This is a genomic window from Pseudomonas sp. Pse79 (assembly GCF_024519615.1).
In the GTDB taxonomy this organism is placed as follows: domain Bacteria; phylum Pseudomonadota; class Gammaproteobacteria; order Pseudomonadales; family Pseudomonadaceae; genus Aquipseudomonas; species Aquipseudomonas veronii.
The window spans coordinates 155,572-170,403 of record NZ_JALJRR010000012.1 but is presented as its reverse complement, the minus strand read 5'-3'; the positions used below and the strand labels follow the sequence as shown (position 1 = coordinate 170,403).

The following is a 14,832-nucleotide window of genomic DNA, read 5'->3' as shown; positions in this document are numbered from 1 at the left end:
TTCGGACGTCGGCCTTGAACCCGCCCCCGACTGGGTGCATCTTTATGACTTGTCGCAAAAACAAGAATAAGGATCGCTCATGTTCGATATCAGCATGTTTCCCATCGCCGATGCCGTCCGCCGGGCTGCGCAACTGAGTCAAGAGGACTATCAGCGCCTCTATCGCCAATCCATCGAACAGCCGGACACGTTCTGGGCCGAACAGGCCAGGCGCTTTCTCGACTGGACCACGCCCTGGCACACCGTCAATACCTCGGACATCCAGACCGGCGCCACCCAATGGTTTGCCGGCGGCCAATTGAACGTCAGCTACAACTGCATCGACCGCCACCTGGCGCAACGCGCCGAGCAACCGGCCTTCATCTGGGAGGGCGATGATCCGACAGCGTCTTCCACCATCACCTACCGCCAACTGCATCAAAACGTCAGCCGCCTGGCCAATGTGCTGAAAAGCCGTGGCGTGAAAAAAGGCGACCGGGTGTGCATCTACATGCCGATGATTCCGCAAGCGGCCTACGCCATGCTCGCCTGTACGCGGATTGGGGCGGTGCATTCGGTGGTGTTTGGCGGTTTTTCACCCGACGCCCTGCGCGACCGTATTCTCGACGCCGACTGCCGCACGGTGATCACCGCCGATGAAGGCGTGCGCGGCGGCAAGCCGGTGGCGTTGAAACAAAATGTCGACAAGGCCCTGGCCAGTTGCCCGAACGTCAGCACCGTGCTGGTGGTAGCGCGCACCGGGGCCGCCGTGAACTGGAGCGAAGGCCGCGACCTCAACTATCAACAGGCCGTGGATGCCGCCAGCGATGACTGCCCACCCGAGCCGATGGGCGCCGAAGACCCGCTGTTTATCCTCTACACCTCCGGCAGCACCGGCAAACCCAAGGGCGTGCTGCACACCACCGGCGGCTACCTGCTGCAAGCCGCGATGACCTTCAAGTACGTGCTCGACTACCGCGACGGCGAAGTGTTCTGGTGTACCGCCGATGTGGGTTGGGTCACCGGCCACAGCTACATCGTGTACGGCCCGCTGGCCAATGGCGCCACCTCGCTGATGTTCGAAGGCGTACCCAGCTACCCGAGCAGCTCGCGCTTCTGGCAGGTCATCGACAAGCACCAGGTCAATATCTTCTATACCGCGCCGACGGCCCTGCGCGCATTGATGCGCGAGGGCCACGCTCCGTTGGAGAACACCTCCCGCGCCAGCCTGCGCCTGCTCGGCAGCGTCGGTGAGCCGATCAATCCGGAAGCCTGGGACTGGTACTTCAACGCCGTCGGCGAACAACGCTGCCCGATTGTCGATACCTGGTGGCAGACCGAAACCGGCGGCATCATGCTCAGCCCGCTGGTCAGCGCCCAGCGCATCAAGCCCGGCTGCGCGACCCAACCGATGTTCGGCGTGCTGCCGGTGCTGCTCGATGAGCACGGCAAGGAAATCAACGGCCCGGGCAGCGGCGTGCTGGCGATCAAATCCAGCTGGCCGGGGCAGATCCGCAGTGTCTATGGCGACCCGCAGCGCATGATCGACACCTATTTCAAACCCTACCCCGGTTATTACTTCACCGGCGATGGCGCGCGGCGTGACGAAGACGGCGACTACTGGATCACCGGGCGCATCGACGATGTGATCAACGTCTCCGGCCACCGTATCGGCACCGCCGAGGTGGAAAGTGCCCTGGTGTTGCATGACTGGGTCGCCGAGGCTGCGGTGGTGGGCTATCCCCATGACGTCAAAGGCCAGGGCATCTATGCGTTCGTCACGCCGATGAATGGCGTGGAGCCCAGCGATACACTGAAAAAACATCTGCTCGAACTGGTCAGCAAGGAAATCGGCAGCTTTGCCAAACCGGAACTGATCCAATGGGCCCCGGCCTTGCCGAAAACCCGCTCGGGTAAGATCATGCGACGCATTTTGCGCAAAATAGCCTGCAACGAGTTGGACAGCCTCGGAGATACCTCCACCCTGGCCGATCCCAGCGTGGTCGCCGGCCTGATCGACAAACGCCTGAACCGATAGGAACCCGCGCGTCGCCATGGAATTTATCCGCAGCCGTATCGAAACCCAGTTGATGAGCCTCACCGGCTTGTCGCTGGGCCAGTTGGACCTGGAAAACCCCAAGGGCGACCCCGGCCTGTTCGGCCCGGACTCGGTCAGTTGGCAAGTGCATGGCGATTTCAGCAGCATGCTCATCGGCGGCATCAGCGCCTTGATGCTGCAAGCCTTGCACCCATTGGCGCTGGCTGGCGTGTGGGACCATTCGAACTTTCGCCAGGACATGCTCGGGCGCCTGCGCCGCACATCGCAGTTCATTTCCGGCACCACCTTCGGCTCGCGCAAAGACGCCGACTGGCTGATCGAGAAAGTACGCACCATTCACCTGCAGGTTGTCGGCCATGCGCCCGACGGCCGCGCCTACGCGGCCAGCGACCCGCAGTTGCTGACCTGGGTGCATGTGGCGGAGGTCAGCAGCTTCCTCGCCGCGCACGTGCGTTATCGCAACCCGCAGCTGTCGGGGCGCGATCAGGATCGTTACTACAACGAAATCGCCCTGGTCGCCGAACGCCTGGGCGCGCGGAATGTGCCGCGCTCACGCGAAGAAATTGCGGATTATCTGGCGCGTATCCGTCCACAATTGTTGTGCGACGCGCGCAGCCGCGAAGTGCTGCGCCTGCTGCTCGAAGCCCCGGCGCCCAGCACCCTGGCCAAACCCTTTGGCGCCCTGATGATGCAGGCCGGGATCGACCTGCTGCCGGCCTGGGCCGCCGACATGCTGGGGCAACACCCGAGCCCGCTGCAACGCCAGCTGGTGCGTGCCGGGGTCAAGCGCAGCGCGCCGGTGCTGCGTTGGGCGATGCGCAATGGCTCGGTGCAGCGCGCGCATCGGCGGATGGGGTTGATGTAGGCGACGCTCCATAACTGCTAAACTCCGCGCCCACATTTACCCAGCAAGGCGCGCTCCATGTCTCCCCTGAACCAGGCGCTGCGCGCCGCCCTCGATCATCGTCAAGGCCTGATCAGCGAGTTGCATGCCCAAGGTACCGACTGTTACCGGTTGTTCCACGGCAGCCAGGAAGGCGCCGGTGGCCTGACCATCGACCGCTATGGCCCGCAATTGCTGGTGCAGAGCTTCCACCAACCGCTGGAAAGCGCAGACCTGCTGGACCTGCATCAACTGATCAGCCAGTACATGGGCCTGGAATTGCTGCTGGTGTACAACGACCGTTCCCGTGGCAACTCGCGGATCGACCGCGAAGACACGGTCTACCGCGCCACACCACAAGCGCTGCAGGACCTGGTCGGCCACGAATGGGGCCTCAATTACCGCGTGCGCGGGCGCCATGCCGGGCAAGACCCGTTGCTGTTCCTCGACCTGCGCAACACCCGCGGCTGGGTCAAGACACACAGTGCCGGCAAAAGCGTACTGAACCTGTTCGCCTACACCTGTGGCGTGGGCCTGAGCGCCGCGGCCGGCGGTGCCCGTGACGTGTGCAACCTGGATTTTGCCGAAGGCAACCTGGCGGTCGGCCGCGAAAACGGCCTGCTCAACCCGCAACTGGCACCCATGACGTTCGTGCAATCCGATTATTTCCCGGCGATTCGCCAGCTGGCCGGCCTGCCGATCACCCAGCGGCGCGGGCAGAAACTGCCGAGCTATCCACGCCTGGAACCGCGTCAATATGACCTGGTGTTGCTTGACCCGCCGGCCTGGGCCAAGAGCGCCTTCGGCACCGTCGACCTGTTGCGCGACTATCAAAGCCTGCTCAAGCCGGCGCTGTTGGCAACCGCCGATGACGGCGTGCTGATCTGTTGCAACAACCTGGCAAAAGTGAGCATGGACGATTGGCGTGAGCAGGTGCTACGTTGCGCCGAGAAAGCCGGGCGTCCGGTGCACGACTGGCAAATCATGCCTCCTGGCGCCGACTTTCCGTCGCAAGACCAGCAACCTCCATTGAAGACTCTGATCCTGCAGTTATAGGAATTTTCTGAAAGAGGGTGGCTCTTCGGAACCGAAAACCCGTGCCATACTCCAAGGCACTCCTGTTCGACATAGATGGCGCCGCCCCATGCCCAAAGGATTGATTCGCGCCACTGGCGCCTTGTTGACTGCCGTTGCCCTGTACAGCTTGCTGGGCTTTTTGATTTTGCCCGGCATTGCCCTTCGCATAGCCAACCAACAGCTGGCCAACTACGCCACGGTGCCGGCCCGCATCGAGCGTATCGAGCTCAACCCGTTCAGCCTGGAAGTGACGCTGTGGGGCCTCAAGATCGGCGATCCCGGCAAGGAACAAGTGGGTTTCGAGCGGCTCTACGCCAACCTGCAGCTCGACAGCCTGTGGACCCGCGCCCTGCACCTGGCCGATGTGCAACTCGACAAACCCAAGACCGAGTTGCTGTTCGACAAGTCCGGCCAGTTGAACCTGGCGCAGTTGTTCAAACTGCCACCCAGCGAACCGACACCGGCAGACCCCAACGCCAAACCGTTCCCGTTGCGGATCGAGCGGATCAAGCTGGCGGGCGGTTATCTGCACTTTGAAGACCTGCGCCCCAGCGAGCCAATCGAGTTCCTCTACGACAAACTCGACTTCGAGCTGAAAAACCTCAGCACCCTGCCGGAAGACAATGCCGACATGACCCTGGTCGCCGCCGGCCCGGAAGGCGGGCAGATCGACTGGAAGGGTAACGTCAGCCTAGTGCCGATCACGTCCAAAGGCACCCTGAAAATCACCGATGGCAAGATGAAAGCCTGGTGGCCCTATGTGCGCGACGCCCTGCCCCTGGTCCTCGAAAACGGCGTGCTCAACTTCAGCACGGACTACACGTTCAGCCTGGCCAAAGAAACCGAACTGAACCTGACCAACACCGCCGCCAGCATCGCGCCGTTCGCCATCAAGGCGCCGGATGGCCGGCCATTGGTGCGCCTGGAGCGCCTGGACGTCAGCGAAACCACGATCGACCTGGCCAAGCAGCAGGTGGTGGTCGGCAAGATCCGCAGCAACAAGCTGGAAACCTGGGCCGCCCGCGAAGCCGATGGCCAACTGGACTGGCAGAAACTGTTCGCCAGCCAGCCGGGCAAGCCGGCCAAGGCGCCGGAAGCGGCCAGCGCGCCAGCAGCTGCCGACTCGCCCAAAGCCGCGCCCGCAGCGCCGAGCAAGCCTTGGCAAGTGCTGCTCAAGGATGTGCAACTGCGCAACTATCAGGTCCACCTGGCCGACCGCCAGGCCAAACCTGCGGTCGCGTTGGAACTCGGCCCGCTGAACGTCGATGTGCAGAACTTCGACAGCCTCAACGGCAGCCCCTTCACCCTCAAGGTCGACACCGGCCTGGGCAAGCAAGGCAAGATCCAGGCAACCGGCGAGGTCAACCTCAACCCGATCAGCGCCAAGCTGAAAGTGAACACCCAGGACATCGACCTGCGGGTCGCACAGTCCTATATCAGCCCGTTCATCCGCCTGGAACTGCGTAGCGGCATGCTCGGCAGCAACCTCGATGTGAACCTCAAAAGCACCGAGCCGCTGGCCCTACAGATCACCGGCCGGGCGCAGGTCGATCAGTTGCACACCCTCGACACCCTCAAGACCCGCGACTTCCTCAAATGGCAGCGCCTGGTGCTGGAAGGGCTGAACTACCAGCATGGCGACAGCCTGTCGATCGACAAGATCAACCTGCAACAGCCCTATGTGCGCTTCATGATCAACGATGATCGCACCACCAACGTCGACGACCTGCTGATTCCACAGCCGGCCGACAGCGGCGCCAAGTCGGCGGCCAAGCCGGCCGCAAGCAAAGAAAAGCCGCTGGGTATTCATATCGGGCAGATCGCGATCAACGACGGTTCGGCCAACTTCGCCGACTTCAGCCTCACGCCCAACTTTGCCACCGCGATCCAACAGCTCAACGGGCAGATCGGCACCATTGACAGCCGCCAGGCCAAACCGGCAGCTGTCGACATCAAGGGCAAGGTGGATCGCTATGCACCGGTGACCATCAAAGGCAGCGTGAACCCGTTTGATCCGATGGCGGCACTGGATATCGCCACCAGCTTCAAACGTGTCGAGCTGACGACCCTGACGCCCTACTCGGGTAAGTTCGCCGGTTTCCGGATTCGCAAGGGTCGCCTCAACCTCGACCTGCATTACGTGATCACCAAAGGCCAACTGAAGGCCGAGAACAAAGTGGTGGTCGAGCAACTGCAACTGGGTGAGAAAGTCGACAGTGCCGATGCGGTAGACCTGCCGATTCGCCTGGCGATCGCCCTGCTCAAGGACTCTGACGGCAAGATCTCGATTGAACTGCCCATCAGCGGCGACTTGAACAACCCGCAATTCAGCGTGATGCCGATCGTCTGGCAGACCCTGCGCAACCTGGTGGTGCGCGCGGCAACGGCGCCGTTCAAGTTTATCGGTGGGCTGGTGAGCGGCGGCGGTTCGGAAGACCTCGGCAATGTCTCGTTCGCCGCAGGCTCCAGCGAACTGAACAAAGACGCCGAGGGCGCCCTGAACACCTTGGCCAAGGCCCTCAAAGAACGCCCTACCCTGCGCCTGGAAATCGAAGGCACGGCAGCGGCCGACAGTGACGGCAAGTTCCTCGCCGAGCAGCGTCTGGAGCGCGAATACCAATATAACTATTACAAGATCCTGCAGCGCCGTGGCGACAAGGTTCCGGCCCAGGCGTCCTTGCTGCAAGTACCGGAAAAGGAAAAAGCCCCCTTGCTCGAAGGTATCTACCGCACCCGCCTGAAACAACAACCACCGGCGGAGTGGAAAAACCTGAGCGACGATGAACGCACGGCCAAACTCAAGGGCGGCGTGATCACGTTCTGGAGCAGCAGCGACGTGCTGTTGCGCCAGCTCGGTCAGGACCGCGCAAGCACCATCAAGGACTACCTGGTCGACAAAGGGCAGCTGGAAGATGACCGGGTGTACTTCGTCGACGCCAAACTGGGCCAGGCCGAGAAGGATGGCCGGGTGGTAACGCAGATGCATCTGGACGCCGAATGACCCCACGCGCCAGCGCAAGCTGGCGCCCACTTCGAAAGCATTCCTGGCCGGAATAGAACAGGCCCCGACACATGTGCCGGGGCCTGTAATGACCACATCCCTATGGTCGGTCGCATGAACCCGTGAGGTGCATTGAGTGGATATCTAACTCACTCGTTGCCGCCGCCGCCTAGTTCAGCGATTGGTTGGGCGTTACTCTGCTTTCAGGCCATCGGCCGATACAGCTTTCACGCCTTTGATTTTCTTGGTGATGTTCACCGCGGTAGTTTTCTGCGCTTCGGTCACTGCGACGGAAGAAGACAGGGAAACCACACCCTTGTTGGTTTCGACTTTGATGTCGGTACCCGGAATGCCTTTCTCGGTAACCAGGTCAGCCTTCACCTTGGTAGTGATCCAAGTGTCCGAAGCGGCTTCTTTGGATGTGTCGATGTTGTCGGCTTTTACCGCACCGCCAGCCAGCAGGCCGTCAGCGGATACAGCGGTCACACCCTTGATGCGCTTGGTGATGGCGACAGCGGTAGCTTTCTGCGAGTCAGAGATGGCAACGGTCGAAGACAGGGAAACCACACCTTTGTTGGTCTCAACCTTGATGTCCGAACCTGGAATGCCCTTTTCGGTCAGCAGGTCAGCTTTGACTTTGGTGGTGATCCAAGTGTCCGAGGTGGACTCTTTGGCTTTGGTCATTTCGCCAGCTGCCAGCGTCATCGGCGCCTGCGCGGTTTGAGCGAAGGCAACGTTGGCCATGGCCAGGGTCAGGGCGGTAGCAGTTGCGGTAGCGAGAGCGAACTTCTTCATACGAGTAACTCCTGTTTTATTAAAAGTCTGCAGTGTGTGAACCTTGATGCTGCAGCATTAACAGGACTATTGCAGGCACTGTGCCAAGTCGAACCCTTCAAATAAACCCTTTAAAAACAATGAGTTATAGATTGAGCGAATTTTCGGATTCGTGCAATTTGCATGAAGCAGAGCGTGCCTGCATGCAAGTTGCGGCTTTTGGCTGTGATTAAGCGTCTGATTTTTCGGCATTTTCCTGCACGCATAAAAAAAGGACTCCGAAGAGTCCTTTTTTCAGCGTGAAGCCTGCGGGTATTTAAGCGCCCGAAGCCTTGGCTGCTGCCACGTCTTTGATGGACAGCTTGATACGGCCGCGGTTGTCCACGTCCAGTACCAGCACTTCCACTTCCTGGCCTTCTTTCAGAATGTCGGTCACTTTCTCAACACGAGCGTCGCTCAGCATGGAGATGTGAACCAGACCGTCTTTGCCCGGCAGGATGTTGACGAATGCGCCGAAGTCGACGATGCGCTCAACTTTACCGACGTAGATCTTGCCGATCTCGGCTTCGGCAGTGATGCCCAGAACGCGCTGACGCGCCGCTTCTGCAGCTTCCTTGGTTTCGCCGAAGATCTTGATCGAGCCGTCGTCTTCGATATCGATCGAAGCCTTGGTCTCTTCACAGATCGCACGAATGGTCGCGCCGCCTTTACCGATGACATCACGGATTTTGTCGGTGTCGATTTTCATCGCGATCATGGTCGGAGCATTTTCCGACAGTTCGGTGCGGGACTGACCAATGATCTGGTTCATCTGACCGAGGATGTTCAGGCGCGCTTCCAGGGCTTGGCCCAGAGCGATTTCCATGATCTCTTCGGTGATGCCTTTGATCTTGATGTCCATCTGCAGCGCGGTAACACCTTTAGCGGTACCGGCTACTTTGAAGTCCATGTCGCCCAGGTGGTCTTCGTCACCCAGGATGTCGGTCAGGACGGCGAACTTCTCGCCTTCTTTGACCAGGCCCATAGCGATACCGGCAACCGGCGCCTTCATCGGCACACCAGCGTCCATCAGTGCCAGGGAAGCACCGCAGACCGAAGCCATGGAGCTGGAACCGTTGGACTCGGTGATTTCCGACACCACACGGATGGTGTACGGGAACACGTCGGCGGCTGGCAGCATGGCCTGAACCGAACGACGGGCCAGACGGCCGTGACCGATTTCGCGGCGACCGGCGCCACCCATGCGACCACATTCGCCCACCGAGAACGGCGGGAAGTTGTAGTGCAGCATGAACGGGTCTTTTTTCTCGCCTTCCAGGGTGTCCAGCAGCTGTGCGTCGCGGGCAGTACCCAGGGTCGCAACGACCAGGGCCTGGGTTTCGCCACGGGTGAACAGCGCGGAACCGTGAGTCTTCGGCAGAACACCGACTTCGATGTTCAGCGGACGCACGGTGCGGGTGTCGCGACCGTCGATACGTGGCTTGCCGTTAACGATGTTTTCGCGAACGGTGCGGTATTCGATTTCGCCGAATGCTGCTTTGACGTCGCTGGCAGAAGGCTGGCCTTCTTCACCGGACAACTTGGCAACGACCTGATCCTTCAGCTCGCCCAGGCGAGCGTAACGGTCGGCCTTGACGGTGATGGTGTAGGCCTGGGAGATCGCTTCGCCGAACTCGGCACGGATCGCGCCCAGCAGTTCGGTGGCTTCGGCTTGCGGAGCCCAGGCCCAGGTTGGCTTGGCGGCTTCGGCAGCGAGTTCTTTGACGGCGTTGATCACAACCTGGAACTCGTCGTGAGCGAACAGTACCGCGCCCAGCATCTGGTCTTCGGTCAGCTCTTTGGCTTCCGATTCAACCATCAGTACGGCTTCCGAGGTACCGGCAACGACCATGTCCAGGCTCGAGGCTTTCAGTTGCTCGTAAGTCGGGTTCAGCAGGTAGCCGGTGCTTTCGTGGAAAGCCACGCGCGCAGCGCCGATCGGGCCATCGAAAGGAATGCCGGAGATAGCCAGGGCAGCCGAGGTACCGATCATCGCAGCGATGTCCGGATCGGTCTTTTTGCTGGTGGAGACGACGGTGCAGACAACCTGCACTTCGTTCATGAAGCCTTCTGGGAACAGCGGACGGATCGGACGGTCGATCAGTCGGGAAGTCAGGGTTTCTTTCTCGGAAGGACGGCCTTCGCGCTTGAAGAAACCGCCAGGGATCTTACCGGCAGCGTAAGTCTTTTCCTGGTAGTGAACAGACAGAGGGAAGAAGCCTTTGCTTGGGTCTGCGGTCTTGGCGCCTACAACGGTCACCAGTACGGTAACGTCGTCGTCAACGGTAACCAGCACTGCGCCGGAGGCTTGACGGGCGATACGGCCTGTCTCGAGGGTAACGGTCGACTGACCGAACTGAAATTTTTTGATAACCGGGTTCACGGTGTCCTACCTTCTTTGTGGCTCTTGGGGAACTTGTCTTCTTGCGAAATTCTTGGGCAATGTCGGGAATCGGCCCAACCCTTGTCCAGGGGTAAAACGTGTATCCAGATAAAACTTGAGGCTGGAAGCCTGCCATGGGCCAGCGGGAATCCCACTGACACACGGCAAACAACCAACCTCTAGCGCAATCGCTTATTAGCGACGCAGACCCAGGCGACCGATCAGAGCCTGATAACGACCCAGATCCTTGCCTTTCAGGTAGTCCAGCAGCTTACGGCGCTGGTTTACCATGCGGATCAGACCACGACGGGAGTGGTGATCTTTACCGTTGGCCTTGAAGTGACCTTGCAGTTTGTTGATGTTGTGGGTCAGCAGTGCAACTTGCACTTCTGGCGAACCAGTGTCACCAACAGCTTGCTGATAGTCAGCTACGATTTGTGCTTTTTCTTGAACGTCGAGAGCCATGAGGCAATCCTTTTTTCAGGAAACCACCCAAAGGGCAGTTTCAACAGGCCAGGGACAAATCCCTGTATCTAAAAATGAGTAGTGACCGTGCCTGTTAACAGCCACCCTCGTTCCAGCTTGCGTAAAGGCTGATACGCTTTTACCACAAACTGGTTTCGGTCATTCTGACCGAATCAGTCGACGCGGCGCGATGCGCCCGTCTTCGCTCACTTCACCGATACCGATAAAGCGACCGTTATGATCCTGTACCCGCACCATGCCGAATTTCGGCGCGTCCGGGGCACGTACCGGCTGGCCGTTGAGCCAGTAGAACGCGCTGTGCTCCGAGAAGTGCAGCAATGGCCAATCGAGCAAACCGCTGTCCGATGGCATCAAGAAGCGATCGACCGCTTCATTGCCGCCTTCGGCGTGTACCGCTTCCAACTCTTCCAGCGTCACCGTCTGGGCCAGGCTGAAAGGGCCGGCCTGGGTGCGTCGCAGTTCTGCGACATACGCGCCGCAACCGAGCTTTTCACCGATATCTTCCACCAGGGTACGGATATAGGTGCCTTTGCTGCAGTCCACGGCCAGGCGTGCGGTGTCGCCTTCACAGGCGAGCAATTCCAAGCGCGCAATAGTAACAGAACGCGGTTCGCGCTCCACTACTTCACCCGCACGAGCCAGCTTGTAAAGTGGTTGCCCATCGCGCTTGAGCGCCGAGTACATCGGCGGTATCTGACTGATTTGCCCACGAAAAGCGGGTAAAGCAGCCTCGATATCAGCACGACCAACGGTCACGTCGCGAACCTGCAAAACATCACCCTCGGCATCGGCCGTGGTGGTGGTCTTGCCCAGTTGCATCAGGGTTTCGTAACCCTTGTCGGAATCGAGCAGGTATTGCGAGAACTTGGTGGCCTCGCCAAAGCACAACGGCAACACGCCGGTGGCCAGGGGGTCGAGGCTGCCGGTGTGCCCGGCTTTCTCGGCATTGAGCAGCCAGCGGACCTTCTGCAAGGCGGCATTGGAGGTAAAGCCAATGGGCTTGTCGAGCAGAATGATGCCGCTGACGTTGCGACGGATACGTTTGACCTGAGCCACCGCTTACTCCTTGGCGTCTTCAGGTGTGGACGGATGCTGATTATCCTCAGCCACGGCGCGCTCGATCAGTGCCGACAGGTGCGCGCCACGCACGACGCTTTCGTCGTAGTGGAAGTGCAACTGAGGCACGCTGCGCAGCTTCATTTCGCGGGCCAACTGCATGCGCAGGAAACCTGCGGCCGAGTTGAGCACCTTGATGCTTTGCGCGATTTCTTCGCTGCTGTCCTCACCCATCACGGTGATGAAGATTTTTGCGTGACCTACGTCACGGCTCACTTCAACGGCGGTGATGGTGACCAGGCCAACACGAGGATCTTTGACTTCGCGACGGATCAGTTGGGCCAGCTCGCGCTGCATCTGATCGCCGATACGTTGGGTACGGCTGTATTCTTTTGCCATGTCTTGTTACCTGTTACTGCCACACGGTGAAACCCGTGGGGTCTGAAAGCGGCAAACGCCCGGCCTGACAAAAGCCAGACCGGGCGTTGCGTTTAGAGTCCGGACGTTGCGCGGGGCATTTGCATGCCCACACGCGGCGTGGCTCCTGAAGTGCGCGAGTTAGAGGCTGCGAGCAACCTGAACCTTCTCGAAGACTTCGATCTTGTCGCCAACCTTGACGTCGTTGTAGCTCTTGACGCCGATACCGCATTCCATGCCGGCACGTACTTCGGAAGCGTCATCCTTGAAGCGGCGCAGGGATTCCAGCTCGCCTTCGAAGATAACGATGTCTTCACGCAGTACACGGATCGGACGGTTACGGTGAACGGTGCCTTCGATAACCATGCAGCCGGCGATCGCGCCGAATTTCGGCGAGCGGAACACGTCACGCACCTCGGCGATACCCAGGATGTTCTCCCGGACGTCGCTGCCAAGCATGCCGGTGAGGGCTTTCTTGACGTCTTCGATGATGTCGTAGATGACGTTGTAGTAACGCATGTCCAGGCCTTCCTGCTCGACGATCTTGCGAGCGCCAGCATCGGCACGCACGTTGAAGCCGAACAGTACAGCGTTGGAAGCCAGTGCCAGGTTGGCGTCGGACTCGGTGATACCACCGACACCGCCACCGACCACACGCACTTGCACTTCGTCGTTACCCAGGCCGTTCAAGGCGCCGTTCAACGCTTCAAGGGAACCACGGACGTCAGATTTGAGGACGATGTTAAGCGTCTTCTTCTCTTCCTGGCCCATGTTCTCGAAGATGTTTTCCAGCTTGCCGGCGTGAGCACGGGCCAACTTGACTTCGCGGAACTTGCCTTGACGGAACAGAGCCACTTCACGGGCTTTCTTCTCGTCGGCAACCACGCTCATCTCGTCGCCAGCGTCCGGGGTACCGTCCAGGCCGAGAATCTCGACAGGGATGGACGGACCGGCTTCCTTGATGGACTTGCCGTTCTCGTCGAGCATGGCACGTACACGGCCATAGTTCGAACCGACCAGCACCATGTCGCCTTGGCGCAGGGTACCGTCTTGAACCAGAACGGTCGCCACCGGGCCACGGCCCTTGTCGAGGCGGGACTCAACCACAACACCACGGCCAGGAGCCGATGGCGTAGCGGTCAGTTCCAGGACTTCGGCTTGCAACAGAACAGCTTCGAGCAGCTCGTCAACGCCAGTACCGACTTTCGCCGAAACCGGTACGAATGGAGTGTCGCCACCCCATTCTTCGGAAGTCACGCCGTGAACCGACAGTTCGCTACGGATGCGATCGAGATCGGCGCCCGGCTTGTCGATTTTGTTCACCGCAACCACCAACGGTACGCCAGCTGCCTTGGCATGCTGAACGGCTTCGATGGTTTGTGGCATCACGCCGTCGTCTGCTGCAACGACCAGGATCACGATGTCGGTCGCCTTGGCACCACGGGCACGCATCGCGGTAAACGCGGCGTGACCAGGGGTGTCGAGGAACGTCACCATGCCGCGATCGGTTTCAACGTGGTAGGCGCCGATGTGCTGGGTAATACCGCCAGCCTCGCCTGCCGCAACCTTGGCACGACGGATGTAGTCGAGCAGGGAAGTCTTACCGTGGTCAACGTGGCCCATTACGGTCACGACCGGCGCACGGGAAACGGCTTCACCTTCGAACTTCAGGGACTCGGCCAGGGAATCTTCCAGGGCGGTGTCGCTGACCAGGGTCACTTTGTGGCCCAGCTCTTCAGCAACCAGTTGAGCAGTTTCCTGATCCAGTACCTGGTTGATGGTGGCCGGAGTGCCCAGCTTGAACATGAACTTGATGATTTCAGCTGCCTTGACCGACATCTGCTGGGCGAGATCGCCCACAGTGATGGTCTCGCCGATCTTCACTTCACGCACGACAGGGCCGGTTGGGCTCTGGAAACCGTGGGCGTTGCGTTTTTTCAGCTTGGCCTTGCCGCGACCACCACGACGGAAGCTGTCGCTTTCTTCGTCGGTGGTACGTGGGGCAACGCGTGGCGCAGGCGCTTTCTCTTTGACCGAAGCACGATGCGGAGCGTTTTTGCGCTCACCATCACCGCCGCCACCGCGACGACTGTTATCGTCGGCACGTGGTTTGTCCGGACGACGAGGTTCGTCGCGTTTACGCGCATCAGCAGCAGGTGCTGGTGCGGCGGCCACCGGAGCGGCCTCACGCACAGCTTCTACAGGCGCGGCAGCAGGAGCAGCGACCGCATCAGTGGCAGCAGGTTGCGCAGCAGCAGGCTGGCGACGCGCTTCTTCTTCGGCGCGACGCTTGGCTTCTTCTTCAGCCTTCTGACGAGCAGCATTTTCTACTGCGCGACGTTCTTCCAGTTCGCGTTTGCGCTCGGCTTCGATTTCTTCCGGGCTGCGCTGTACGAAGACTTTCTTCTTGCGTACTTCAACGCTGATGCTCTTGCTACCAGCAACACGCAGGGTGCTGGTGGTTTTGCGCTGCAATGTAATCTTGCGCGGTTCTTCCACTTTCGCCTTGTGGCTGCTCTTCAAGTGAGTCAGCAAAGACTGCTTCTCACTATCGCTCACACCTTCATCGGCGGCGGTGTGCGGCAGACCTGCCTCACGCATCTGCTGCAACAGGCGCTCTACCGGTGTTTTGACCTCATCGGCCAGTTGTTTCACCGTGACTTGCGTCATGCACTTCT

10 protein-coding genes are annotated in these 14,832 nt (G+C 60.0%); 4 read left to right on the top strand and 6 right to left on the bottom strand.

Annotation, left to right across the window (positions count from 1 at the left end):
• Positions 1-79: 79 nt before the first annotated feature.
• The 4 genes from acs to NR164_RS17100 all read left to right on the top strand — a co-directional run bounded on the left by acs (position 80) and on the right by NR164_RS17100 (position 6,999).
• Positions 80-2,017, top strand: coding sequence for an acetate--CoA ligase (gene acs, locus NR164_RS17115; protein WP_198864441.1), 1,938 nt, complete (start codon positions 80-82; stop codon positions 2,015-2,017).
• A gap of 16 nt (positions 2,018-2,033) precedes the next feature.
• Positions 2,034-2,903: an oxygenase MpaB family protein gene (locus NR164_RS17110; RefSeq protein ID WP_046382047.1), complete on the top strand. Its 870-nt coding sequence runs from the start codon at positions 2,034-2,036 to the stop codon at positions 2,901-2,903.
• A 57-nt stretch (positions 2,904-2,960) separates the two neighbouring features.
• Positions 2,961-3,977, top strand: coding sequence for a class I SAM-dependent rRNA methyltransferase (locus tag NR164_RS17105; RefSeq protein ID WP_256823019.1), 1,017 nt, complete (start codon positions 2,961-2,963; stop codon positions 3,975-3,977).
• 88 nt (positions 3,978-4,065) lie between these two features.
• Positions 4,066-6,999 (top strand): DUF748 domain-containing protein, encoded by a 2,934-nt coding sequence (locus tag NR164_RS17100; RefSeq protein WP_256823018.1) that lies wholly within the window; start codon positions 4,066-4,068, stop codon positions 6,997-6,999.
• Positions 7,000-7,191: 192 nt separating this feature from the next.
• Here the strand turns inward: NR164_RS17100 and NR164_RS17095 are convergent, their stop codons facing one another.
• The 6 genes from NR164_RS17095 to infB form a co-directional block, all read right to left on the bottom strand.
• Positions 7,192-7,794 (bottom strand): BON domain-containing protein, encoded by a 603-nt coding sequence (locus tag NR164_RS17095; protein ID WP_017847426.1) that lies wholly within the window; start codon positions 7,792-7,794, stop codon positions 7,192-7,194.
• Positions 7,795-8,089: 295 nt separating this feature from the next.
• Positions 8,090-10,195, bottom strand: a complete 2,106-nt coding sequence (gene pnp / locus NR164_RS17090; protein WP_017847425.1) for a polyribonucleotide nucleotidyltransferase — start codon at positions 10,193-10,195, stop codon at positions 8,090-8,092.
• Positions 10,196-10,390: 195 nt separating this feature from the next.
• The gene (rpsO, locus tag NR164_RS17085) at positions 10,391-10,660 is read right to left on the bottom strand and encodes a 30S ribosomal protein S15 (RefSeq protein ID WP_003176135.1); all 270 of its coding nucleotides are present in this window, start codon (positions 10,658-10,660) and stop codon (positions 10,391-10,393) included.
• A gap of 159 nt (positions 10,661-10,819) precedes the next feature.
• Positions 10,820-11,737, bottom strand: a complete 918-nt coding sequence (gene truB, locus NR164_RS17080; RefSeq protein ID WP_014719950.1) for a tRNA pseudouridine(55) synthase TruB — start codon at positions 11,735-11,737, stop codon at positions 10,820-10,822.
• Positions 11,738-11,740: 3 nt separating this feature from the next.
• Entirely contained in the window at positions 11,741-12,136 is a 396-nt protein-coding gene (rbfA, locus tag NR164_RS17075; RefSeq protein WP_017847424.1) for a 30S ribosome-binding factor RbfA, read from the bottom strand.
• 159 nt (positions 12,137-12,295) lie between these two features.
• Positions 12,296-14,824: a translation initiation factor IF-2 gene (gene infB / locus NR164_RS17070; protein WP_046382043.1), complete on the bottom strand. Its 2,529-nt coding sequence runs from the start codon at positions 14,822-14,824 to the stop codon at positions 12,296-12,298.
• Between the last annotated feature and the right edge of the window lie 8 nt (positions 14,825-14,832).